Genomic DNA, 26,653 nt, shown 5'->3' with positions numbered 1-26,653 from the left:
AAATTCTTTTATCTTTTCGAGAACTGGGGTGCTCTCCTTGCTTTCTTGAGACCGTATTTCTTCCTCTCCACCATACGTGGGTCTCTTGTGAGAAATCCTGCTTTCTTTAAAACAGGTCTTAGGGTTGGGTCTGCAAGCACTAAAGCTCTTGCAATACCATGCCTTACAGCACCTGCTTGGCCAGAAAGCCCGCCACCCATGACCTTTGCGATTACATCATATTTGTTCAAAGTCTCTGTAAGAGTTAGTGGCTGCTTTACAATTATTCTCAATGTCTCAAGTGGAAAATACTCTTCCATGCTCTTATCGTTCACAATAATCTTACCACTTCCAGGTGAAAGCCAAACCTTAGCAACAGAAGTTTTCCTTCTACCAGTTGCATAGTATTTTATCTGTGCCACTTTCATATCCTCCCCTTACAAAACTATATTTCCAACACTTCTGGCTTTTGTGCAGCATGTGGATGATTTGGTCCTCTGTAGACTTTTAGCTTTCTCATGAACCTATCTCTCAGCCTATTTTTAGGAAGCATTCCGCGCACCGCAATCTCAATTGCTTTCTCTGGATGCTTTTCAAGAAGTCTGCGATATGGTATGAACTTAAGTCCCCCAGGATATTTTGTATGATATCTGTATCCATCCTTGTCAAGCTTTTTACCTGATAAAACAACCTTCTCAGCATTTACCACAATCACATAGTCTCCAGTGTCAACATTAGGTGTAAACTGGGGTTTATGTTTTCCTCTCAAAATCACAGCAATCTTTGCTGCAAGCCTTCCCAGCGGTTTTCCTGTTGCATCTATCACATACCACTTCTTTGGAACTTCATTTGGCTTTGCAAGGTATGTCTTCATCGCTTTCTTCTTCACTCCTTTTGAAATTTTGTTTTCTGAAAATCTATGTTATCAACTCATACTCGGGGCCTTATTTTAAAACATTAAATATTCTAATACATTATATTGTCAATGTCAATTGCTTGGATAACGATTTTTAATAAGTATAAGTAAATACTTTTATTTAGGTTGTTGAATAAAAATTATTACCAATAATACATAAAATGAGCAAAAGTTATTGATTCCATTCATATGCGAAAGAAAACTTCTTACCTTCTACTTTTCTGAGAAGTTGCTCAAACAAAAAAGTAATTAGTATCCAATCAATATACCTTTTATAATTCTTAAACCTCCTGAGCCTTACATTCTCAAGATTATATTCACCTTTTAATTTACTAAATAGTCTTTCAATCTTTGTTCTATGCTTGTATAGCTTTTTGCCCTCTTCAGTTTCTAAAAATCTTATGTTATTTCTTCTAAAAACATTCTTAACATTGTTTTTATCTTTCATGTTTCTTTTGTTTATCCCAGCAACAAATTTAACCTTAAGCTCATTTGCTATATTAAACCATCTGCTACAATCGTATCCCGCATCTGCTAATACAATCTCACAGCCAAAGCCCCATGCCCTATATAAAAGCTCTTCTTGTCTTGAGTCATGTTCATTTGCCCCTGTTAAAATCCAGAAAAGTGGTATTACTTCTTCTTTACCTGTACACAAAAGATGTAATTTGTATCCCCTGTAAAATCCTATTGTAATATGTATACCTATTTTTGCTTCTGAATCATTTTTGGCACTTCTCAAAGGTGTAGAATCTACTATCGCTATACTCATATCAGGTTCTATCTTAGCTATTAATATGTCTTTTATATCTTGCATGTATTCTTTTTCTATTTTTCTTGACAACTTCGCAAAATATGAATAGTCCGGACTTTCTTCTATACCTACTACTTGCTTAAACTCTGTGTCTTGATTTATTCGATATTCTAATTCTCTGAAACTCTTTATCCCCTTCTTAACTTTGTAAACCAGACAAGCTATTATTTGAAACAAATTAAATTTCCTTGGGCGTCCTCTTCTATTGTGCTTTATTCTCCTTGTCAGAGCTTCAGTAACCTTTTTCACTACAAAAAGTAGCTTTAAAAATTTCTTATTTTGTGCTTTAATATTCATGAGTATATCTTTTCCCCCTTGTGTTTTGTTGTGGTTTTCTCTTAAATTAAATTATAACACAAGGGGTTTTTTTCATTTGTTACTATGTTTACTTTATATGGTTATTTCTTTTATTCAACAACCTCTAAGTATAAGTAAATACTTTTATTTTAAAAATGCAAGGCATTTGACAAGAATTTTGGTAAAATATAAATGTAAACTCCGCATTGATAAGATTGACAAGAAAGGAGGAAATGTTATTGAAATATTTGGTTGCACCGGATAAATATAAAGGGTCATTTGACGCTTTAGTCGCATCTGAGATAATAAAAGAAGCTATTGTTGAGGTTGACAAAGGTGCAGAAGTTTTCCAGCTTCCGCTTGCTGATGGTGGCGAAGGAACGTTGACAGCTCTATCTAAAATCTTCGGTGCCAAAATAGAAGAGGTTGAGGTAAATGACCCACTTTTTAGGAAGATAAAAAGCAGGATAGGATTTTTTGAAGACAAAGCAATTATTGAAATGGCAGAATGTTCAGGACTTCTTCTTTTAAAAGATGAAGAAAGAAATCCCCTTTACACAACAACATACGGTGTTGGTGAGCTCATCAAATACGCAATTTCAAAGAAAGTGAAAGAAATCATCATTGGCATTGGTGGGTCTGCAACAAATGATGCTGGAGTAGGGATGCTAAATAGCCTTGGTATGAAATTTTTAGATGAGAATGGAAATGAGTTAAAACCAATTGGGGAAAACTTAGTAAAAATAAAAAAGATTGATGATTCAGAATTTTTGAAAGATGCTCTCAAGATAAAATTTACAGTTTTGTGTGATGTGACAAACCCACTTTATGGAGAAAACGGTGCAGCGTATGTATTTGCACCCCAAAAAGGAGCAGATGAAAATGCTGTAAAGCTTCTTGATATGGGGCTTAGGAATTTTGCAAATGTTGCCAAAGAGTACCTCGGAAAAGATTTATCGCTTTCAAGCGGATCTGGTGCTGCAGGGGGATTAGGATTTGCACTTTTGGCTTTTTTGAACGCTCAGTATGTATCAGGAATAGATTATATACTCAGCGCTTCAAATGCAGAAGAACATGTCAAGTGGGCAGATATTATTATCACTGGTGAAGGAAGATTTGACAGGCAAAGTCTATCTGGAAAATCTACAATTGGAATTGCAAGACTTGGGGTTAAGCTTGGCAAGATGGTAATTGTTATTTCAGGGTCTATTGATTGTCCTTTTGAAGAATATTCAAAAGAAGGCATAACTTCAATTTTTTCTATCGTTGATATGGCATCATCGCTTGACAGATGTCTCAAAGAGGCACCACGGCTTTTGAAAGAAACTACAAAGAGCATTGTGAATTTGATTTTAAGGGCAAAAAATCTTTAAAAAGCAGATAAAACCATCAGGGCTATTCCGCCTTTTTTTGGAATAGCCCTGAAAAAGAAAAGTTTTTACTTTATGCAAAAACAATGTGGATATCCTGTGCTGCAGTACTTTTCTGGCAATTTGATTATCAGTGCGTTATCGAGCTGTTCAAATTCAAGCTCACCTTCAAAACCCAAAAGTTTTACCTCTTTGACAGAGATGCCACTTGACAGTCCCAAACTTTTGATGATTGCTCTGTTATCTTCTGGATACTTCATTTGAAAAGCAAAAATTTTTCCATCTTTTTGGGTAAATCTAAAATCCTCTTTTGTCCACTCAAGCTTTTTCTCCTGGAAAGCTCCACCTTGACCTTTTGTCGGACCTTCTCCATATCTTATCCATGGACGTGTTGCATATATGCCTTCTGCGTTTACTTTCATCCATTTTGCAATTTCATCAAGAATATAAAGACACTCATCATCCAGTGTACCATCTGGTTTTTGTGGAATGTTTAAAAGAAGGTTTCCACCTTTGCTGACAATATCAATAAGCATTTCAATTACCTGCTCAGGAGTTTTATATACAGCTCTTACATCATAAAACCAGCCACCTACACATGTATCTGTCTGCCATGGATGAGGTAGAATATCTTCGGCTGCTCCACGTTCAATGTCCAAAACACCAATTTTATACACATCCGGATTTGTGTCTTTTTGAGTGTACACTGCTTGATTTATACCACCGTGATTCTTGGCACTTGTATTGTAAAGATGCGCAACTATACTCAGCCCAATCTCACCAAATGGAACACCACCATCTGAATATAAAAAGTCTGGTTCATACTGGTCAATTAAATCTTTTATTCTTAAAAACCATTTCATATGCCACTGTGTACTTTGCGAGTACCAATTGACAATTTTTCCATGCTGTTTTTCTAACTCATACTCGTCCCTATTTGGGTGATAAAAATCCTCATAGACAGGGTCATTTCCATCATATGGAACACCCTTATATGGTCCTTTTGAATCACATCCTTTGTTTGGTGCAAACCATGAAAAGCTTGCTGCTAAATGTTCTGATACACCAAACGGAAGCCCTCTTTCCCTTGCAGCCTTTGCCCACATTCCAACAATATCTTTTTTGGGACCCATATTTACTGCATTCCACCTATGGTATCGGGAATTCCAGTTATCAAAGTTATCGTGGTGAACAGCCTGAGCAACAAAATATTTTGCCCCTGCTTTTATATACAGATCAATTAATTCCTCTGGATTAAACTTTTCGGCTTTCCACATCTGAACAATGTCTTTGTAACCAACCTTTGAAGGATGCCCATACTTTCGCCAATGGTAGTAATACTGTGGCTCTCCTTCTCTATAAATATTGCGTGCATACCAATCACCATACATAGGAACCGATTGAGGCCCCCAGTGCGCCCAAATACCAAACTTGGCATCTAAAAACCATTGAGGACATTTGAACTGCCTTAAAGATTCCCATGTTGGTGAGAATGGACCTTGTTGGATGGTTTTTAAATACTCCTCCATGTATAAAAGACCTCCTTGTGTACAAATTATTTCTTATAAAGTGGCCCAAAATTCTTGCATGCTCTAAAATCTGCTCCTTCTAAGTCTTCTGTTCCAAACGCACTCCAAGCACTTGGTCTGAATATTCTTTCTTCTTCTACATTGTGCATGCACACTGGAATCCTTAACATAGTTGCCAATGTGATAAACAAATCACCTACATGTCCATAGGTTATCGCACAGTGATTTGCTCCCCAGTTTTCCATCACAGAGTATGCGCTCTTAAATGCTCCCTTGCCAGTTAGTTTTGGTACAAACCATGTGGTTGGCCATGTCGGGTCTGTCCTTCTGTCAAGTATTTCATGAACATTTGGAGGAAGTTCTACTGTCCAGCCTTCTGCAATCTGAAGAACAGGTCCCAACCCTTTAACAATATTTAATCTTGAGATTGTAACAGGCATACCACCTCTTGTCACAAATTTTGTTGAAAATCCGCCACCTCTAAAATAGCCCAAATTTGCATAACAGAATCTTGTTGCTTCTAAACACTTTCTAACTTCTTCTTCAGTGATTTCCCAGAAAGGTTTTATAGCAGGCTTGCCGTCAATCTCTTGCTGACCTGTTCCGTCCAGTGCTGCTGAACCTGAATTTATAAGATGAATAACCCCATTTTCCAAAAGTCCTTCTGGTTTCCATCCAGTAACTCTATAAATAGCATCTGGACTCCAATATGTTCTAACGTCTGCAAAAATCTGGGCTGTATTTGTAAGAAGATGCCCAAATAACATACATACACCGTTTAAACTATCATTTTCTGTAGCAATTATGTATGGCTGTCTCAGTCCATTCCAGTCAAATGAGGAGTTGAGAATTGTTTCCATAAAGTCACCGTTTGGAAAATGATCTGTCCACTGCCGCTGTCCTTGAAATCCTGCTAAAATTGCATTATGTCCAAGTGCTTCTTCGGGATAACCTAATGCTTCAAGTTTTTTGTTACCAACCATTAAATCTCTCGTTATTATAGCCATCTTGACTACAAATTCCCATACCTCATCCTTCTTTTTTCTGTCAACTCTTTTCTCTGGTGGATTGGGGTCTTCTCCTTCCTTACAATTATTCCTCACCCACTGTATTGCCCTTTCAAATTCTTCTTGGTCGTATATCTTTTCTTCTATTCGCCTTATTATCTCTGACATGTCAACATACTCAACTCTCATCCCAAGATAGTCCTCAAAAAAGTCAGGATCAACAATCGAACCCGCAATTCCCATCGATACGCTTCCAATTGAAAGATAAGACTTATTTTTCATTATAGAAACTGCCAAAGCACTTTTTACAAACTTTAAAATCTTTTCTTGAACATCTTGAGGAATTGAAAAATCATCTTTGTCTTGAACATCCTTCCCATATATCTTAAAGACAGGTAACCCTTTTTGATTGTGAGCGGCCGACACTGCAGCAAGATATACAGCACCCGGTCTTTCTGTACCGTTAAATCCCCATACAGCTTTTGGAATATCCAGTGTCATATCCATTGTTTCAGAACCATAACACCAGCAAGGCGTGATTGTTATAGAAAGGCCTACTCCCTCTTTTTTGAAAAGTTCATCTGCCATTCTTGCCTCAACAACACCACCAATACACCGAGGAGGGAGCACACACTTTACTTTCTCGCCATTTGGCAAATAAACATTCTTTTCAATAAATTCTGCTACCGATTTTGCTAATCTCCATGTCTGCTCTTCTAAAGACTCTCTTACTCCACCATATCTTCCATCTATAGTTGGTCTTATACCCACCTTGGGGTAATCTTCAACAAATCTTTTTTCACCTATGAAAACATTCAATCTTTCATTTGACATTTTTGCTATTTCTCCTTTCTTTCAGTTTTTGAGATGCAAAACTACATTGGTGAAATGGAATGAAAGTATGTGAAACGTTTAGCTTTTGTTTTAGAAAAATAATTATAACGCTATTCATTCTGTCTTTAAGTATATATGCTATTTTACAACTTGTCAATATTTAACTAATTTTTTGCCCCAAGCTTTTATATAATTGTCCGTTAGTCCTAATTGTATATCGCATTTTTCTATTTACTATAAAAATAGAGAGTCAATTATCACTAAAACTCTCTCACCATATGCTAAACGTTTCACAAACCATGACAAAATGAAAACTTTACTTTTGATTTTATTATATTCTTTGATACATTCCTTGTCAATAACAAATAAATTGAATAAAAAATAAGTCAAAAACACTCTAAATCATCTTAAAACCAATAAAATCAACACTTGATCTCTCGTATAGACTTTTTTATCAAAAGTTGTGCATCCAACTTTTTAAAGAGAGGGAAATCGCTTTTATCACCTTTTAGTCTGTTTAAAATAAGTTCAGCCGCAGCCTTGCCAATTTCCTCTGTTGGTTGTAGTACTAAAGATAGAGGTGGTTTTACCATTCTTGCTATTTCAATGCTGTCAAATCCAATAACAGAAAGTTCATCAGGAATTTTAACATCCTTTTCATTCATAGCAATTACACTTCCAACAGTCATATCGTAATTTGTAATGAATACTGCAGTGGGAGGGTCATCTTTCTCTAAAAGCTCCATCATCCTCTTAAATCCTGATTCCATGCTGTGGTAATCACTAAATTTTATATACTCCTCATCTATTTCCACGTTATAATCCTTGTGTGCCTCAATGTAACCTCTCAGCCTTTCCTTTGCTGTATAAATATTTTGTGGACCGCATATTATGCCAATTTTTCTATGTCCCATAGTGATAAGTTTTTCTACCGCTTTGTATGAAATTTCAAAATTGTTTACAACAATTGTGTCACACTCATAATCTGGAATTGGTCTATCAATTGCTATTATTGGAATATCTCTTTTTACAATTTTTCTTATATCACAGCCCCTCAAAGAAGTGGGAACAACTACAAGAGCATCTACTCTTTTTTTATAAAGAAAATCAAATCTTTCCTTTTCCAATTTTTCGTCATCTTTATAGTCGCACACAACAACGCTATAGCCTGTTTCAAGCAAGATTGTTTCTAAACTTGAAATAATAGTGCTAAAAAACTGTTCAAATACAGGTATAAGCACACCCACGGTCATAGTCTTGTTTGTCCTCAAGCCTCTTGCAATCTCATTCACTTCAAAATCCAAGGCTTTTATGGCTTCTTCAATCAATATTCTATTTTTTTCAAGCACATTTCCTCCATTTAAGTATTTTGAAATTGTTGCAATTGACAAGCCTGTGTAGCGAGCAATGTCTTTGATGGTCGCAGGAATTTTTATCACCCTCTTTTGTACAATGAATTTTTTATTAGTTTATTTTACCACCCTAAGCTCTCTTAAATCAAGAATTTTGGGAAGCATTGTTTGAAATACCCATAGGTTTTGATTTGTTTTTGTTGATTCTTTTTATTTTGTTGTGTATAATTAAAATAAATAACTTTAAAATAAATACAACTAAAACAATTTGGAGTGAAAGAAATGGACATCAATTTCAAAATAAAACCTTTCTGGTTTTGGAATGGGAAAATTGAAAATGATGAAATAGCAGTTCAAATAGCTCAGATGCATGAAAAAGGAATTGGCGGGTTCTTCATTCATCCACGGCAAGGCCTTGAAATACCCTACCTTTCTCACGAGTGGTTTGAAAAGGTTTCTGTTGCAATTGAATGTGCAAAAAAATATAACATGGAAGTGTGGCTTTATGATGAATATCCTTATCCAAGTGGAATTTCAGCTGGTGAAGTAGTTGCTCAGCATCCTGAGTATCAAGCTTTTATATTAGATTATAAAGTGTTTGAGGCAAAAGATAATGAAGAGATTTGCATTGAAATTCCCATGTGTGAAGTGTTATTACCAAGAGCTTATAGAATAAGAAACAATACTATAGTATGGAATGAATACATAGATTTGATTGATTATATTGGTGTAATCTACAAAGAACATATTTACCAAGAAAGCGGGCTTACATTTTACAATAGGAAAAGATACTTTGTTGGAGATGGGGCAAAAGTTCTTAAATGGAAAGTACCAAAAGGAGAGTGGAAGATATTTTTGTTTTATCAGTATCCATTAAAAAATTTTAAATATTTCGGAACATTTATCGACCCTCTAAACAAAGATGCTGTAAGACTGTTCATTCAAACCACTCATGAAAAATATAAAAAATACTTAGGTCATGAGTTTGGAAAAACAATAAAGGGAATTTTTACGGATGAAACAGCTCCAGTTGCCGGCAAACTTCCTTGGTCAAAATTGCTTCCTAAGCTTTTTGAGCAAACATATGGGGAAAATCTTATTGAAAAATTACCTCAAATTATTTGCACAGACATATTTGATACAGCTTGTTCAAAAATTAAGTATCAGTTTTGGAAGCTTGTTGTGGACACATTTATTGAAAGCTACGACAAACAAATCCTTGAATGGTGCCACCAGAACAATCTTTTGTATGTGGGCGAAAAGCCAATTTTGAGAAGCTCACAATTAGCCTTTATGGATATTCCTGGAATAGACGCAGGACATCAAAAGGCTGGTGACATTCCCCAGGTTGTATCTGAAAACTACAGAGCAAATCCAAAGATAGCATCATCTGCCGCTCACTTTTATAAAAAGGAAAGGGTTTTGTGTGAATGCTTTCATAGTATCGGCTGGAGCATGACAATGCAAGATATGAAATGGATATTTGATTGGCTAATACTACAGGGAATAGACATGTTTGTTCCTCATGCTTTTTATTATAGTGCAGATGGTCTTAAAAAACACGATGCTCCACCTTCAGCCTTTTTCCAGATGCCATGGTGGAAACATCAAAAAATATTGTCTGAGTATGTAGAAAATGTAACTAAAATGCTTAAAAATTGCAAAAGAAAAGTTGATGTACTTGTAGTAGATCCAATTACAAGCCAGTGGACCTGTTTTTATGAGAAAGAAATAAAAGAAAAAATTTCAAAGGATTTTCGTAGAATTCAGCAAATTCTTTTAGAACAAAATATAGACTATTACATAGTTGACCAGTCATTAGTGAGGAATTTGGAATGCAGGAATCAGAAGATCTATTATGACAATGAAAAATTTGAACTATTGATCATTCCACCTGTGACCAATTTGGAAAAAGAAGCTTACATGAAGATAAAAGAGCTGATACTAAATGGGTGCAAGATAGTATTTATTGGCTGTTTGCCATTTCAAAACATCGAAGATTTTGATGTCGCCAAAGATATTAGCAATTTTCTTGGAGTAAATCCTATGGACATCGCAAAGGCATATACAACAGGTTCTAAATTGAACAATACAGTTTTTCTTAACAGTTGTATCTTCATTGGTAATATAGAAGATTTAGCAACAAAAATTGACAAGATTTGTGAAAAGCCTGTAAGTGTATCATATGAATCTTCTAATGACCGCGGTATTCTCTGTGCTTACTTTGAGGATGTAGATCATGATCTTTTATTCATAATAAACCCAACTAAGGAGAAAAAGAGTTGTATGATACACGTGGGTTACAAGGCTGATGAAATAACCAGAATTTATTCGGTTCCATTAACATTGCAAGATTCCGAAAAGGAAATAAATTTCGAAAATTCTTTAGATAAAAAGCAAATGGTTTTTTCCATAAGTTTTGAACCTTTTCAATCGTATTTAATTAAATTAGAAAAAAGTTGGATTAAGAAGAACAACCACAAAAGTGATATTGAAAAGAGAGTTTTTCAATACAAAATTCCTCTTGAAACTCCCTGGAAATTTTCAATTGAGAGTTTAAATCCTTTAAGTCTCGGCAGATGGAATTTAAAATTGATTTTCAACAACGAAAATGAACAATACTCAGCATCTTCAAAAATTCCAGTTACACCAAAACCAATAATTGATCAGATAGAAGAGGCAAAAATTCCAATACCACTAAAAACAAAAAGTTTCTTTGGATGTCCAAAAGAAATAACGTTGCCAAGCTTTGAGGCAATATACACTACTTCATTTTTTGTAGATGTTGCAGACCAACAATTTTGGCTTGTCATTGAAGATGAAGGTATAAAAGGCGAATGGGTTGTACTTTTGAACAATCATACTATTTTACCAAGAGATTTTGTATCAAAAAGATTTTATTCTCATACTAATTTAGCATATGACATTAGCAACTTAATTAAATTGGGAGAAAATCAGCTTTGTGTATGCGTTAAGATTAGCAGGTCTTTTGATGGACTTCTTACACCCATTTATATTTTCAGCATGGCAGGTATATTCAAAGTTGATGACAGCTGGCATATAGGCAAGCTTCCAACTCAAGGCTGCTTTAGTAAAGACCTTGAAAACGGCATTCCTTTTTATGCTGGTTTTATAAAGTACGAAAAAGAACTTCAAATGCCATATTTGGAAAGTGGTATTGTGGAATTCTTTATCGAAGATAACGTAGATCAGTGTGTTAGCCTTTATATAAATGATGAACTTATAGGCACAAGATGTTGGCAACCTTACAGATGGAAGGTAGATTCTGATTTACTTTCTTCAAAGAAGGTAAAGCTCACACTTGAAGTATCAACTTCGATGTTACAACTGTTCGAAGGTGAAGTTATTGAAGAAAAAACACACAAAATTAAGACAATATGAAACTTATCAATATAAAAATTGGAGGTAGATTTAGAATGATGCGCATTGTAGAAAAAATTAGACAAAAAAATGAAAATTATCACTCCGGTCCAATACCTACAATTGTCTTTTTGGGTGACAGTGTAACCCACGGTTGCTTTGAGGTCATTGAAGGAACAAAAAGAACATTAGAAGTTGTGTGCGATTTTGAAGCTGTCTATCATAATCAATTTAAAAAAATCTTATCAATGGTGTTCCCATTTGCTCCAATTAATATTGTCAATGCAGGTATAAGCGGCGATACAGCACAAAGTGGCTTACAAAGACTTGAAAGAGATGTTTTAAGATTTAACCCGGACCTTGTGGTAGTTTGTTATGGATTAAATGATAGCAACAAAGGAAAAGAGTATTTGAATGAATATTTAAATGGTTTAGCAGGAATATTTTTGGAACTTAAGAAGAATGATATCGAAGTAATCTTTTTGACTCCCAATATGAAAAACACTTATATTTCACCAGCTATAAAGAGCTTGCCTTTGATTGAGATGGCAAAATTAAATATGGAAAGTCAAATCAATGGAACGTTAGATCTTTACATAGATTCAGCTAAGGAGCTTTGCCAAAAGGAAAATGTTGTAGTTTGTGATTGTTACGAAAAATGGAAAAAGCTTTATCACAGTGGCGTTGACACAACAAATCTTCTTTCAAATTTTATAAATCATCCCAATCGCCCGATGCATAAACTCTTTGCATGGTCATTATTTGAGACAATTATGTTTTAAAAGAAAAAAATTTGAATGAAAGGTGGGAGATTTTAAATGAAAATTTGCATAGTAGGCAGTAGTGGACACTATGTATATGCTTTAAGAGGAATAAAAGAAGACCCTGATGCCCAAATCGTGGGAATCTCTCCTGGATGTGAAGGAGAGAATATTGAAAGGTTATATTCTCAAGTAAATGAAATGGGATTTGCACCTGTGGTTTATAGCAATCCTATAAGCATGTTTGAAGATCTCAAACCTGACATTGCTGTGATTAATACATTTTTTTATAAAAATTCTGAGCTTGCAATTGAGGCTATGGAAAGAGGAATCCACGTATATATGGAAAAACCTGTTGCACTTTCAATAGAAGAACTTGAAGAACTAAAGAGTGTGCGGAAGCAAACAAAAGTAAAACTTTCGTCAATGCTGGGATTGCGCTATACACCCCATTTTTGGACTGCTTATAAACTTATAAATGAAAACAAGATAGGTAGAATAAGACTGATACATGCTCAAAAATCTTATAAACTTGGAATGCGACCTGATTTTTACAAACAGAGAAGAACATATGGCGGAACAATTCCCTGGGTTGGCATTCACGCTATTGATTGGATTTATTGGTTAAGTGGCAAGAAATTCAAATCGGTCTTTGCAAGACATTCAAGACTTTACAATAATGATCATGGTGAGCTTGAAGCCACTGCTTTTTGTAGTTTTGTAATGGAAGATGAAATTTTTGCAACGGTGAACATTGACTATTTGCGTCCTGCTACTGCCCCTACTCATGATGATGATAGAATTAGAATTGTGGGAACAAAAGGAATTCTTGAAGTTTTAAACGGAAAAGTTTTCTTGCTAAATGACACCACTAAAGAGACTTTGGAAGTCTCCTTGGAAAAGCCACCTATTGTGTTTTTAGATTTCTTAAATGAAGTAAGAGGTACAGAAAAGTGCTTAGTTACTAGCGAGGACAGTTTTTACGTAACCTTAGCTTCGCTTTTAGCAAGGCAGTCTGCTGATGAGGGAAAGGTGATTGAGTTTTGAATTTAAAAAGACCTCCTATACAGGGAACCCCCAAGGAGGTCTTTTTTTAAGGTTGTTTAATCATTTCTGCCCAAACATATTGAACTTTTTATAGTTTGTCAAATCAAAAGGTTCTGTCTTCCTGCTCCATGGCACTCCTATCTCCGAAAACAGCTTTTTGTTTTCAGTTGCCTCATCTATGATTTCTTTTATATTTTTGATATAGGTATATATCTTACCATTTTCATAGCTAATCTCTAAATATTCATCTGGAATACCATAAACACACCTCGATGATTCAAAAGCCCCGTTTGATGCCAATACAAAATTGCGTGTTATTTCCAGTGGACAGTAAAGTAGTTTTCCTTCAAACAGATGCTCTACCATATTAATGTACATATTCACAAACAAATCTTCGTGCCCACCATCAAATTCTTCTGTAGTGCCATCAATGTATTCTATTTTAAACCTATTTGCAAATGTCCAATAGGCCTTTGCTCTTTCAGCTTCTATTATGATATAGGGTGACTCTTCTTCTCTGTTACATAACGTTGAATAAAAATAGACCTCAATTCCGGTTTTTGTGATGATTCTAACACACGCTGTATCTTCTCCTTCAATCTTATGTCCGTGATAAATCTCTGCAGTAACTTTTTGAGGCACACCACCATTTTCTTCTGAGGTCTCAGCAGCAATCAGTTCATTGTTCAAAAGATGTGCAAGAGGATTGTTTATTGTTCCATCCAAGACATAGTTGCCATCAACAATTAACTTACCAGCCCATGCGTTTCTTTGATAATAGCTTTCATCCCTTTTCCAACGTCCAACACCAACAATTGATTTTATTCTGCCAAGTTTGCCTTCTTTTATATACTCAAGAAGTCTTCTAAATGCTTTACCTGAAGTGTTTTGAAAGTTCACACTACAAACCCTATTTGTTTTTCTCTTTGTCTCAATTATAGCGTCAATATCTTGAATTGTCACAGCAGGCGGCTTTTCAAGCAGGACATTAAAACCTCTTTCCATTGCATCAATTGCCATTGGAGCATGTAGGTGTATGGGTGTTGAGATGGCAACAAAATCTAAGTCTTTATGATTCTCAAGCATCAATCTGTAATCCTGATAATACTTAACACCTCGAGAAGTCAATCTATCTATCACTTCTTTATTTTTTTCGTAGCTTGTTGCAACAATTGCTCTCAAGTCAACCATCTTCCCTTGGAGCTGTTCTATTGACCGCAAGTGTATACTTCCAAACCCACTAATTCCAATAAGACCAACCTTTGCAACATTCAAGATTGTACGCCCCCTTTTATATCACGGCTTTAGGACAGATTTTATTGTATTTTTGTTTTCCATATCTTCAAGAGCTTTTGTCGCATCAGTCAACTTGTAAACATTTGTAATCATTTTTTTGAAAAGTTCTTTATTCTGCAACACCACATTAACTGCCATATTCAAATGTTTTGTATCGCTGACCCATACCCCTTGATATCTTAAATTTTTTCTCACAATGTCATAATAACAATCGAGTGTGACGCTGCCGTTGGGGTCACCAAAACCAAGGGAAAGATAGCTTCCACCATTTCGAACAAGTTTTATCCCTTCACTTACTGCCGACGGATGACCCACAGCTTCAATCGCCAAATCCACTCCACGGCCATTTGTGATATCCATTATTATTTCCTGTCTTTGGCCAGCTGTAGTCGAATTTCTATCAAGCACATGCGTTGCCCCAAATTCTTTGCACATCTTAAGTCTTTCTTTTGTGCCACCAATCACAATTATATTTCGCGCCCCTTTGAGTTTTGCAAAAATGATTGCATAAAGCCCTATAGGACCTGGCCCTTGAATTAGGACACTGTCACCAAAATCAGGTGAAACAATGTCAAAAGCATGAGCACACGTTGCACCAGAACATGAGGCAGATACTAAAATTTCTGAATCAACATTCTCTTTTATTTTTATAACTTTCGTATCTTTGTGAAGATAAATGTATTCCGAATAGCAGCCTCTCAAATACGGGGGCTCTGCGCAGCTAACACTTATCCCATATGTCCACCTATTAGGGCACAAGTAGGGTTCTTTTTTGACGGCACAAAAGTAACACTTCCCGCACGTAACACCTCTGTCCCAGATTATAAAATCCCCCTCTTTTATCTTTTCGCCGTTTACATCAAACCAGCTACCTGAGATAGCATATACACGTCCAACACCTTCATGCCCTAAAATCATTGGAAGTTTTGTGCGCGGGTCATTACCTCTGAACATATGCACATCAGAGCCACAAACACCTGCTGCTTCTATCTTTACCAAAAGCTCACCGTCAGTTGGAGACACTAATTCAAACTCTTTCATCTTCAAAGGTTTGTTGAACTCTTCTAAAACCATTGCATAAGCTTTCATTCTTGTTTTCCCCCTACGCTTTTGGTTTTACCGGTTGCATTGGAAAGACTTCAATTTGATTGGTCTCTTTATTTAGTATGCATACATGATATACATTGTGTCTTTCATCCCTTGGCTTTGGCCACAAATCGCTGTAATTTTCGAACATCAAGTGCGGACCTCTGCTTTCATCTCTTAAAATACAGCTCTTTACCACTGCTTCTGCACACAAAAGCATGTTTTTGAATTCCAAAAGATATTCATACTCAACAGGCTTGATTTTTCTTGTCTTCAACTCTTCAATTTCCATAAGTGCTTTTTGAAGTCCAGCTTGATATCGTACAACACTTGCATACAAGTCCATAACACTATTTAGTTCTGAGATGGCTTTTTCTAAATCAATGCCATCTGTAGCTACATAGATTTTATAGCTTTCAAACAAGCGGTTTGCTTGGCAAACTGCAGACTCTTCATCGATTGAATTATTCAAAGCAAATTCAAAGCTACTCTCCCCTGCTATCTTCCCAAAAACCTGAGTATCCAAAAGTGCATTTCCGCCTGGTCTGTTTGCTCCATGTTGTCCGCCTGCACACTCTCCACAGGCATACAAGCCACTAATTGCTGTATTTGCTTTTTCTCTAATTTTTACACCACCCTGGAAATGCTGAATTGACGGCGCAATTTCTAACATTTGGTTTCTAAGGTCAATTCCCCTTTTCAAAAACCACTCAACTGTCTGTGGATTTATTTCACAGAGTCTTTCATATGGAGTTTTTCTGCTCCCAATCTGATTTTTAATCTCTTTATAATACCTTTGTTTTAAATCCTCTCTTAAACGTTCAAACTCAAATCCTTTGGGATTTTGAGTAAAGTCCAAAAACACCTTTCCACCACGTGCAATCTCTCTGAATACTGCAATGTCAATTATGCATGTCTTATGCTCGTAGCTTATTGGCCACGTTGCTCCTTTTTCAAATACATCATTGTTTGTGATAGGATAATTTAACAAAAATTCTTCTCCTTTTTCATTTACAAATCTGGGAACACATCTCATTATACTTCCCGAACATGCGAGTTTTGTTTTGGGGGATGAAAGACCTATCTGGATAAACTCCATGTTTACAAGCTGTGCTCCTGCACGAAGTGCCATTGCATACCCATCACCTGTCATACGCGGTGGAAAAACATTGCTTTTATAAATACTTCCTGCCCCACCTGTTGCTAAAACAATGGCTTTTGCAAGTATTATGATATTTTGATTCCCTTTAAAACCAATCGCTCCGCAAACTTTGTTATTCACAACAATCAAATCAGCTATCATCACGTCTTCTAAAACTTCAATATCTTTTATTTCGCCAAGCTTTCGAATTAAAGCCTTTTCTATTTGAACAGCCGTATCAGGTCCTGTAAAACATGCACGCGCATATATAGAGCCGTCTGTCACAAATTGAACGGGTACGCCATTTTCTTTTACAAAGGGAACGCCGAGACTATCTAAGTAAAAATAAGCATCGGCTGAGTTTTTTGCTAAAATCTCAGCCAAATCATAATCAGAAACAAATCCACCAATCTCATAGATATCTTTTGCATGGTACTTCCAGTTATCTTCCCCATGGGGCTCTGTAGTAGGTAACGTCACGTGGAATGCCATTCTATCAGAATATGCTAAAGCTGTTGTGCCACAGCTTCCCAACCTTCCTTTTACTGCAAGTATCACTTTCACACTTTTTTTATTTTCATAAGCTTTTTCACATGCAGCAATAGCAGCTCTTAAACCTGCCCCACCGCCGCCCACAACTAAAATATCAGTTTTGTAAATCATCCTTTATTCTTCTCCTCTCCTTACCATTGAAATTGCCTTGGTTGGGCAAAGCTCTGCACATAGCCCGCATCCATCACAGTTTTGATTTACTTTAAACTTTCCGTCATCCTTTTCAATTGCATCATATATGCAAACTGTGAAGCATTTGCCACAAGATGTGCATTTCTCTTTGTCAATGCTTGCAACTGCCCAGTGTGTTCTGTCAACAGAATCCATGTCAAGAATTTTTCCACATACTTTCCCTTTAAAATCATCAATTGTGTTGTATCCTTTTCTCTCCATGTACTCTTCTAAATACTTATTTATCTTGTTTATAACCCCATAGCCATTCAAAATAACAGTTGTGCAAACTTGAACAGCCGATGCACCTGCCAATATGTATTTGACCACATCCTCTCCATTCATGGCACCGCCGCTCGCACTGATACTACATTTTACTTTTGGAGCTACAGCGCTTATCCATCTCAAACCATACATAATTGCCCACGGACCACCATGCCCTGCATATCCGCCGTGCAAAATGGGTGCTTCTTTTTCTATGTCAATGTCAAGCCCTGTAAATCTATTGAACATGACAAGTCCATCTGCACCTGCGCTATCGAGTCTTAAGGCATCAGAGCCTGGATTTGTAGATTGAGGAGTCATTTTTGGTATCACAGGTATTCTGACATTGCCTTTGACAAGTTTTGTTGTGCGGACCATTTCTTCAATTACATCCATACCAGACATTATATGCACTCCATGAGGACACGAAAGGTTTAGCTCTATTGCATCAGCCCCTGCCTGCTCCATAAGCTTGCTATACTCAAGCCATGCATCATCTGTGTAGCAGTTTATACTTGCAATAACTGGAATGCTTAACTTTTGTTTTGCTTTGAATATAAATTCAGCATACTCTTGAGGGTTAAACTCGCTTGCCTGTTCATATGAGTAAAGCGTAAATGTGTTCTCATGCTTGACTATTTTAAATCGTGGAGTGGGTGCAATTCTACACACTTCCTTTTGAAAAAGACTTTTTGTCACAACAGCACCAGCACCGTTTTCTTCGCATCTTTGAAGCCTCTCCACAGTTCCAGTAATGCCAGCAGATGCAACAATTACAGGCGATCTTAATCTTAGTTTAGCATATGTAATTGATAAGTCTGGCATTGTCATCTCTCCTTTTGAAAAATTTTTGAAAAAACAAGAATTAAGTTACTACTTACAACACTAGCAATCGCCATCAAAAAAAATAGAAGTGTACCTCTCTCTCATTTCCATACTTTTCTTGCTCTTTATTTAACCTTTTAACCCTGTAGTAACAATTCCTTCAACTAAATAACGCTGGAAAAATATAAATATTATAAACGAAGGAACAAGTGATAAAGTAGCCATAGCAAATGCTGCTCCCCAATTTGATACTGCTGTTGGATCAGAAAACATCCTCAAACCTAAAGAAACAGTATACAGCTCTGGTTTGCTGAGATAAAGCAATGGTCCTAAAAAGTCGTCCCATCGCCATAAAAATGAAAATATCGCTGATGTGATTAAAGCCGGTGAAATTAACGGCAAAATTATTCTGGTAAAAATCGAATATTTACTACAACCATCTATTTTTGCTGCTTCATCTAATTCATCAGGAATACCTCTTATGAATTGAATCATTAAAAATATAAAAAACGGTTGACCCAAAAAGGCTGGAACAAGTAGCGGTTTAAATGTATTTACCCAGCCTAATTTTTGAAACATAATATATTGAGGAATCATAACTACCTGATATGGCAAAAGCATGGTTAAAATCATACAGCCGAACCAAAATCCTTTACCTTTGAACTTACATCTTGCAAAACCATATGCAACAATAGCTGAAGAAATTACAGCACCAATTGTCCCAATTACAGTTACAATAAATGAATTTTTGAAGAAAACTGAAAATGGATATCCAGCAAAACCCTTCCACCCATCAAGATAATTTTTAAAGAGCCATCTCTTAGGTAATAACTCATGAGCATTTAGGAAAATTTCACTATTATCCTTAAATGAACTAAAAAACATCCAGAGAAGAGGATAGAGCATTATGTACCCAAATAAAAGTGTTATGAGATGAAATAGAAACGTTCTTATCACCTTTGATCTTCTCATCAATTATTCACCTTCCTTCGATTCGTAATAGACCCAAAATGTAGAAGACTTAAATATAAAAGCTGTAAGTATTCCAATGATAATAAGCATTACCCATGACATTGCACAGCTATAACCCATATCATAGAACTGGAATGCTCGTCTGTAAAGATAAATAGCATAAAAAAGAGTACTATTTACAGGTCCTCCGTTAGTAATAATAAATCCTTGAGTAAAAGTCATAAAACTTCCTATCATCTGCATTATCAAGTTGAAAAATATTATCGGTGTAAGCATTGGTAAGGTTATCTTAATGAACTTTTGCCAACTATTTGCCCCATCAATAATAGCTGCTTCATAATAGCTTTCGGGTATTTGTTTTAAACCTGCCAAAAATATTAACATAGGTGAACCAAATTGCCAAACTGCAAGCAATATCAGTGTCCAGATCGCAGTTTTAGGATTCCCTATCCATGAAATATTTGAATTGATTCCAAATAATTTTAATATAGAATTTATAACACCATCACTTGTAAATAGTCTTTGCCAAAGCACAGCAACTGCGACACTACCTCCCATCATTGATGGTACATAATATATAGCTCTATAAAAAGGAGTTAATTTGCTTTTATAAGATAGCCAAAGTGCAAGAAGTAAAGCAAAAGCTAATTTCAACGGGACAGTCACAAATACATAGAAAAATGTTACTGACATTGACTTCCAAAATAAAGGATCTTCTTTGAACATTTGAATATAATTTCTCAAACCAACAAATTTGGGCGGAGATAATAAATCATATTGAGTAAATGAAAGGTAAAAAGTAGCCACAATTGGAATCAAAGTAAACACAAAAAATCCCACCAGCCATGGTAAAATAAAAACATACCCTGCTATATTTTCAGAATTTATAATTCTATCAACTCTACTTTTCAAAGGCTCTTTATAGGTTATTTTTGACATTAAAATATTTCGCCTCCCTATATATAGGAATTTAAACGAGGGGCTGTCCACCCTTCCTGGATAGCCCCTCTCTTTCTTTTAAAAAACTCTATTTTTCACGTTATTTTTTATTTCTCATAAGTATTTGGTTTGCCCTTTGTATAAACATCTTGGCAGCTACTTCAGGCTTTATCTGACCATACAAGACTTGATCGTACAAATCTTTAAACAGCTGACCAACTTCAGTTCCTCCTGGTGGATCGGGTGGATCAATAGGTGAACAGTTTTTCTCAACAAGAGCTATATAGTCAAATGTCTGTCTTACTGCCGGTTCTACTGCATTTTTAATACCTTCTCTAACTTTAGATGAAATAGGCACACCTCGCTCTGCTAATAAGATTTTGTTTGCCTCTACACTATTCGTAAAGAAATTTATAACTTTTGCTGCTTCATTTTTATATTTTGATGTTGCTGCAACAGAGAAAAATTGAGACGGTTTTAAATACAATCCTGGCCTTTTCCCACCCTTAGGAGGTAATGCTAATGCTAGCGGACGTTTTGCTGCATTTGCCATTGCTACAAACATATTACTCCACGTCCATGTTATCCACGTTTTACCTTTCACAAATAAACTATCCTCAATAGTAGATGTAGCAGAAATTTCATCTGGTCTCGCTGTATATCCACTTTTTAATAGTTCTAAGTTTACATTAAATGCGTCAATAACAAATTTTTCTTGATTAAATCCTAAACCTGTTCCATCAGACTTATATAAGCTTTTCCCTTGCTGTCTTACATAATATTCAAGTAAGAACTTCGGGTCAGAAGTTAATGCTAAATCCGCTCTAATCTTAGTTTTTTGATAGACTTTCTTAATAATTTCCTTATAATCATTCCATGTCCAATTACCATCTTCAGGTATCTTAACTCCTGCTTTTTTAGCAATTGCAGGATCATATGCTATTGCTAAACTATTCGTCCCCAGGCTTATAGCATAAATTTTTCCGTTTATTGATCCACTTTTTACACTTGCTTCGCTTACATCTTTAAGATTTATTACTCCATTTTTTGTATAAGGCGTCAAATCTGCCAATAAACCTTTTTGAACATATTGAGCTAAATACATGTAGTCCATCTGAATAATGTCAGGCAAATTTTTTGCTGCTGCTTGAGTTGTAAGTTTATCCCAGTATCCAGACCAGCTACCAAATTCAGGGACAAAACTTACCTTACGATTAACTTTTGCCCGATACAATTCAAGCACTTTTTGAGTCCTGTCATGACGTGTTTGGCTTCCCCACCAAGCAATCCTCAGTTTGATTGACTGAGAAGACCCAAGAGCCGTTTGTGAAGTCTTTATCTGAGTGGTCAAAACGCATGAAAGCAAAAACAAAACAGCAAAGAGAATTGACAAAAACTTTTTCACTGAACTTCCCTCCTTTTATATTTTTTGTATTAATATTTACAATTGCTCTTTAAAGAGCACTTTTACCATTACAATTTAAAAGAAGAAAATGTGTTTTATCTTTCTCTATTCATATCTTCGAATTTTTTAATTTTTATTGAAATTTGACTTATTGAGTTTGTATTTACTTTAATTACATTTAACGATGATTTTATTGCAAAGTTATATTATCTTTTTCTTTTTACTTTGCTTATGAAAAACTTGTTATTTTATATGGACTTTTAAAAAATCCAAAAAACAGATTAAATTCCTGTATTTATCATTTTTGACCTCTTCCAAATAGATGCTGAACTTATCATTAAATATAAATTTCACTTAATTGTTGAGTTTACTTTGTTTCTTGTCATTACCATTATTTTTTTAGCGTTTGTTATTAAATATATTGCTTTATTTAATTCTGATTTTATTTTATCACTTTGTTTTTGTTGTGTCAATATGTATATTTTTTAATTCTTTAAAATGGTAAACTACAAACTCAATGTAATCAAACCGTTGTAAAACTTTTAGAAAATTCTGTACATAAAAAGCCACTCATTTATTTTCTTTCATACTTTCCCATCTTTTCTTTAGTAAAAATGCTGCCATTTTGGGCTGTCTTTGCCTTGTAAAGATTCCTTTCCTGTTGCCCATAATCCTTCGAACCTCTTGTTTTGTTGCAAAATCTGCAAAGTTCCATATGTGCTCACCTATCACAAAATCCAGTCTGTCAAACACTCTATGATATCTTTCAAGCATCTCACACTGATATTCCTCAGAAAACATCATTGGAGGACTTGAATGAAATCCTGCAATTGTGTCTGCCCCATACTCTGTTACTATTACTGGTTTTTGATAAAGTTCAAACCATCTTTTCAGCTCTTTTTCGAGCTGGAACTCTATTAAATCCAGTCTGCCAGAATCAGAATACCATGAGTAGTACCTGTTTACACATATAACATCAACAAGGCTTGCTACTTTGGTCTCATCTGGAAAAGAAGACTCAACCAGCGTCACTGGTCTTGTCGGGTCAAGCTTTCTTACCTCATCTATTACTCTTTTGAAATACTCATATGCACCATCTTCATATGTTGCAGGTTCATTTGCTACACTCCACATAATCACACACGGATGGTTTTTATCCCTTGCTATAAGCCGTCTTACAACTTCTAAGTGATGTTCTAACGTCTTTTGGTTTACTCTTTCAGGGGTAAACACTTTTTCGTTTTTGTTAAAGAAATTCATGCCAACAGCTGGTGCCTCGTCAATTACCAAAAAACCATACTCGTCTGCCAAGTTTAAAATCTCTTCTGCATAAGGATAATGTGATGTTCTGAATGAGTTTGCACCTATCCATTTCAGAAGGTTGAAATCTTTAACAGCTATCACAGGGTCGTATCCCTTGCCCCTTATATCACTGTCTTCATGCTTTGCCAATCCTTTAAGATAAACTGGCTTACCATTTAGGTAAAGTCTTTTTCCTTTTACCTCAACAGTCCTTATTCCTACAGGAAGATAATATTCATCTATAGCTTTACCATCATGTACTAAAGTCACATTTAGTTTGTAAAGATATGGATTTGAAGGCTCCCAAAATATTGCATTTTCAACTTCTATCATACCCTCTGGGCCTCCCACTTTAGCTATTTGTCCTCCATCTTTATCATATAAAGTTGCTTCTATGTGACATTCATCCTTCTTTTCACCATTCACAACCACCTTAAAGCAAACTATCCCCTTTTCGTCATCAATTTGTGTCTCTACTTTAATATCCTCAATATATGTTTTGGAAGTGGTGTAAAGCAAAACTGGTCTGTGAATACCTGAATAGTTGAAAAAGTCAAAAAGATATTCCTGAGTTTTATACCCTTCTGGATGCATTGGATCATTGTATTCCCTTATAAACCCTGGTGGAAGACAGCTCCAGTCTAAGATATTGTTTACAACAATTGTAAGTCTATTCTCACAGCCAATTTGGGCAAATCTATTAATTTCAACTTCAAAAGGCAAAAATCCACCTTTGTTCTGGGCTATTTCCTTACCATTTAAAAATACTTTTGCGTGATGAGTAGCACTTCCAACTCTCAAAACTATTCTTTTGTTCTTCCAGCTCTCTGGTATGTAAAACGTCCTTTCATACCACACATCACCTATGTGGTCTCTTATGCTCTCATCCTGGGTTATGTCATTGTAGCTTGACGGCACGGGCATCAAAATGGCATCTTCAAGAGGTTTTTCAAACCACCTCTGTTCATACCCTTTGTTCTCCCTGTCAACTTTAAACCTCCATATGCCGTTTAAGTCTTTTATCTCTCTTGTTCTTGTCTCACGTGGATAAAGCATGGCTTACAAAACCTCCTTTTAATTTTTTATTTTGCATTTTTTGTGAATAGTCAAAATAAAGATTGTTAACTATTTCATTGTTCAAAATCTCTATCTCTAATTATTTTTTCTTCTCCTGATTTGCCTTTAGTTCGTATAATTTTATCTTTGTATTTCACATTAACCTCTTGCCTAAACCCAAATTTAATTTTGACTTTTTTGGGCTTACCATTTTCCCATTCAATATCAATAATATGTCCTCCCCTTGCTTTGAGCCCTCTAATATAACCACTCTTCCAATCGGAAGGTAAAGCAGGCAAAATTTCTATTATTTCATCATACGATTGCAAAAGCATCTCTGCAATTCCTGCAGTAGCACCAAAGTTGCCGTCAATTTGGAAAGGTGGATGGTTATCAAATAGATTGGGCAGTGTGGATTTTCTTAAAAGCTCTAAGATATTCTGATATGCCTTCTCACCATCTTTTAGCCGTGCCCAAAAACATACTATCCATGCCCTACTCCAGCCTGTGTGCCCTGAACCAAATGAAAGTCTTCTTTCAAGCGTTTTTTTTGCTGCTTCAAAAAGCTGCGGTGTTTTTTCTTTTGTTATTTGGCTTTCAGGGTACAGTCCAAATAGGTGAGATATATGGCGATGCCCGGGCTCTGCTTCTTCATAGTCTTCAATCCATTCTTGAATTTGACCATGTTTGCCAATTTTGATTGGTGGTAATCTTTTTAAAGTTTCCTTTAACTGCTGTGCAAAGTCAAAGTCTATATTCAAAACTTTGCTTGCTTTAATAACTCTGCTAAAAAGTGCTGTTATGATTTGAATATCCATAGTTGGTGCATATGTTAAACTGCATACATCTCCATTGGGAAGAATATATTTGTTCTCCGGTGATAAAGACGGACATGTCACAAGATAGCCATTGTGGTCTTCAACCATATAGTCAAGCAAAAATATAGCCGCTTCTTTCATTGTTTCATAGTGAGATTTCAAAAATTCAACATCACCTGTATACTCATAGTGGTCCCATATATGAAGACATAGCCAAGCAGCACCCATCGGCCAGTGAGTTGCAGGCAAATACACATCCTGAGGTGCAGTATCACCCCAGATGTCTGTATTGTGATGTGCACAAAACCCTCGACATCCATACATCTTTTCAGCCGTTTTTCTTCCTCTTTCTTTCATTTTTTCTATCAAATCAAAAAGTGGTAGATGACATTCAGAGAGATTGCAAACTTCTGCAGGCCAGTAATTCATTTGTGTGTTGATATTAATAGTATATTTGCTATCCCATGGTGGCAACATATCCTTGTTCCATATACCTTGCAAGTTCGCAGGGAGGCTGCCGGGCCGGCTGCTTGAAATTAGTAAATATCTGCCAAACTGAAAATACAAAGGTATCAAGCCCAAATCAGTTTCGCCTTCTTTCAAGCGGCTAAGCCGCTCAGGTGTCGGTAAGTCAAGCTTATCTTTGTCTTCACTATCAATATGAAATTCTACCCTTTTGAACAAAAAAGTATAATCAGCAATATGGTCTTCATAGAGCTTTTCAAAGCCTTTTTGAGCAGCTTTTTGGAGTGTATTCAAGGTGTGTTCAAAATAGTCAGATGTTCTGTATGTGGTTGCAGAAGAAATTAGCAATATAACTTCTGATGCATCTTCTACAAATAACGTTTCTCCAATAGAATAAACTTTGCCATCTACTGTCAATGCTTTGACCATTCCACAAAACGAAAGCCCTTTTTCACCACCGTTGAACACTTCAATAAATATTGTATCATCTCCTATGCGACCGCACCTGTCAACATATTTCCCTTTTTCTCTTCGCAAGACAGCAGAAAAAGAAATGCCTCTTTCTCTTTTACATTCAAACCTTGCTACAATCACATTATCAGGATATGAAGCAAAATACTCCCTTTTAAACACTATTCCATTTAGCTCAAAATTTACTTTTGCAACTGCTCTTTCAAGGTCAAGTTCACGACTGTACTTTTCTACCTTATCCTCATTAATATCAAAATCTATATACAAATATCCCAAAGGCTCATAATGCCCCTGGCTTGGTGGAGTGGCCGTTAAAGCAAAAGTAGCAAGCCTTTCTGCTTCTTTCACCTTCCCTTTTAATAAGAGTTCTCGTATCCGGGGTAAATACCGTTTAGCATCAGGATTTTCTCTCTCCATGGGTCCTCCTGACCAGATACTGTCTTCATTGAGCTGAAGTATTTCCCTTTTGACAGTTCCATAAATCATAGCCCCCAATCTTCCATTCCCTATTGGCAACGCTTCATTCCAATCATTGGCAGGAGTATCAAAGAATATTTTTAAGCTGCTATTTTCTTTCATATTCATATCCCTCCAGGTTTATTA

At 35.8% G+C, this 26,653-nt stretch carries 19 protein-coding genes; 4 read left to right on the top strand and 15 right to left on the bottom strand.

Annotated elements, in window-relative coordinates:
* Positions 1-8: 8 nt before the first annotated feature.
* From rpsI to ELD05_RS03810, 3 genes are all read right to left on the bottom strand, one after another.
* Positions 9-401, bottom strand: a complete 393-nt coding sequence (gene rpsI / locus ELD05_RS03820) for a 30S ribosomal protein S9 (RefSeq protein ID WP_127351428.1) — start codon at positions 399-401, stop codon at positions 9-11.
* Positions 402-424: 23 nt separating this feature from the next.
* Positions 425-853, bottom strand: coding sequence for a 50S ribosomal protein L13 (gene rplM, locus ELD05_RS03815; protein ID WP_127351427.1), 429 nt, complete (start codon positions 851-853; stop codon positions 425-427).
* Positions 854-1,067: 214 nt separating this feature from the next.
* On the bottom strand, positions 1,068-2,006 hold the full coding sequence (locus ELD05_RS03810) for a transposase (protein ID WP_127350937.1): 939 nt from the start codon (positions 2,004-2,006) through the stop codon (positions 1,068-1,070).
* Between the two features lie 239 nt (positions 2,007-2,245).
* Between ELD05_RS03810 and ELD05_RS03805 the strand changes: the two genes are divergently transcribed.
* Positions 2,246-3,379 carry a glycerate kinase gene (locus ELD05_RS03805; RefSeq protein WP_127351426.1) on the top strand — a complete coding sequence of 378 codons (1,134 nt, stop codon included), beginning with the start codon at positions 2,246-2,248 and terminating at the stop codon, positions 3,377-3,379.
* A gap of 65 nt (positions 3,380-3,444) precedes the next feature.
* Here the strand turns inward: ELD05_RS03805 and ELD05_RS03800 are convergent, their stop codons facing one another.
* The 3 genes from ELD05_RS03800 to ELD05_RS03790 form a co-directional block, all read right to left on the bottom strand.
* Positions 3,445-4,905 (bottom strand): alpha-L-fucosidase, encoded by a 1,461-nt coding sequence (locus tag ELD05_RS03800; protein ID WP_127351425.1) that lies wholly within the window; start codon positions 4,903-4,905, stop codon positions 3,445-3,447.
* Between the two features lie 26 nt (positions 4,906-4,931).
* Entirely contained in the window at positions 4,932-6,746 is a 1,815-nt protein-coding gene (locus ELD05_RS03795) for an L-fucose isomerase (RefSeq protein WP_127351424.1), read from the bottom strand.
* 422 nt (positions 6,747-7,168) lie between these two features.
* Entirely contained in the window at positions 7,169-8,185 is a 1,017-nt protein-coding gene (locus tag ELD05_RS03790; RefSeq protein ID WP_127351423.1) for a LacI family DNA-binding transcriptional regulator, read from the bottom strand.
* A gap of 195 nt (positions 8,186-8,380) precedes the next feature.
* On the opposite strand from ELD05_RS03790, the gene ELD05_RS03785 reads away from it, so the two are divergent.
* The 3 genes from ELD05_RS03785 to ELD05_RS03775 are packed head-to-tail and all read left to right on the top strand — an operon-like array spanning position 8,381 to position 13,287.
* Positions 8,381-11,500, top strand: coding sequence for a glycosyl hydrolase (locus tag ELD05_RS03785; protein WP_127351422.1), 3,120 nt, complete (start codon positions 8,381-8,383; stop codon positions 11,498-11,500).
* Between the two features lie 35 nt (positions 11,501-11,535).
* Entirely contained in the window at positions 11,536-12,261 is a 726-nt protein-coding gene (locus ELD05_RS03780; RefSeq protein WP_127351421.1) for an SGNH/GDSL hydrolase family protein, read from the top strand.
* 36 nt (positions 12,262-12,297) lie between these two features.
* Positions 12,298-13,287 (top strand): Gfo/Idh/MocA family protein, encoded by a 990-nt coding sequence (locus ELD05_RS03775; protein WP_127351420.1) that lies wholly within the window; start codon positions 12,298-12,300, stop codon positions 13,285-13,287.
* Positions 13,288-13,347: 60 nt separating this feature from the next.
* Here the strand turns inward: ELD05_RS03775 and ELD05_RS03770 are convergent, their stop codons facing one another.
* From ELD05_RS03770 to ELD05_RS03730, 9 genes are all read right to left on the bottom strand, one after another.
* Positions 13,348-14,562, bottom strand: coding sequence for a Gfo/Idh/MocA family protein (locus ELD05_RS03770; RefSeq protein ID WP_127351419.1), 1,215 nt, complete (start codon positions 14,560-14,562; stop codon positions 13,348-13,350).
* Between the two features lie 21 nt (positions 14,563-14,583).
* Entirely contained in the window at positions 14,584-15,672 is a 1,089-nt protein-coding gene (locus tag ELD05_RS03765; RefSeq protein ID WP_127351418.1) for a zinc-binding dehydrogenase, read from the bottom strand.
* A 13-nt stretch (positions 15,673-15,685) separates the two neighbouring features.
* Positions 15,686-17,473, bottom strand: coding sequence for an FAD-binding protein (locus ELD05_RS03760; protein ID WP_127351417.1), 1,788 nt, complete (start codon positions 17,471-17,473; stop codon positions 15,686-15,688).
* Positions 17,474-17,476: 3 nt separating this feature from the next.
* Positions 17,477-18,622 (bottom strand): 4Fe-4S binding protein, encoded by a 1,146-nt coding sequence (locus ELD05_RS03755; protein ID WP_127351416.1) that lies wholly within the window; start codon positions 18,620-18,622, stop codon positions 17,477-17,479.
* A 129-nt stretch (positions 18,623-18,751) separates the two neighbouring features.
* Positions 18,752-19,594, bottom strand: coding sequence for a carbohydrate ABC transporter permease (locus ELD05_RS03750; RefSeq protein WP_127351415.1), 843 nt, complete (start codon positions 19,592-19,594; stop codon positions 18,752-18,754).
* A 3-nt stretch (positions 19,595-19,597) separates the two neighbouring features.
* On the bottom strand, positions 19,598-20,533 hold the full coding sequence (locus ELD05_RS03745; protein ID WP_127351414.1) for a carbohydrate ABC transporter permease: 936 nt from the start codon (positions 20,531-20,533) through the stop codon (positions 19,598-19,600).
* Positions 20,534-20,633: 100 nt separating this feature from the next.
* A complete protein-coding gene (locus tag ELD05_RS03740) occupies positions 20,634-21,938 on the bottom strand; it encodes an ABC transporter substrate-binding protein (protein ID WP_127351413.1) in 1,305 nt (434 codons plus the stop codon).
* Positions 21,939-22,508: 570 nt separating this feature from the next.
* Positions 22,509-24,296, bottom strand: coding sequence for a beta-glucuronidase (gene uidA, locus ELD05_RS03735; RefSeq protein ID WP_127351412.1), 1,788 nt, complete (start codon positions 24,294-24,296; stop codon positions 22,509-22,511).
* A gap of 74 nt (positions 24,297-24,370) precedes the next feature.
* The gene (locus tag ELD05_RS03730; protein WP_241243603.1) at positions 24,371-26,629 is read right to left on the bottom strand and encodes a glycoside hydrolase family 95 protein; all 2,259 of its coding nucleotides are present in this window, start codon (positions 26,627-26,629) and stop codon (positions 24,371-24,373) included.
* Between the last annotated feature and the right edge of the window lie 24 nt (positions 26,630-26,653).

Origin of the sequence: Caldicellulosiruptor changbaiensis (genome assembly GCF_003999255.1) — a bacterium.
Lineage (GTDB): Bacteria > Bacillota > Thermoanaerobacteria > Caldicellulosiruptorales > Caldicellulosiruptoraceae > Caldicellulosiruptor > Caldicellulosiruptor changbaiensis.
This window is presented reverse-complemented; position numbering and strand designations above follow the sequence as displayed.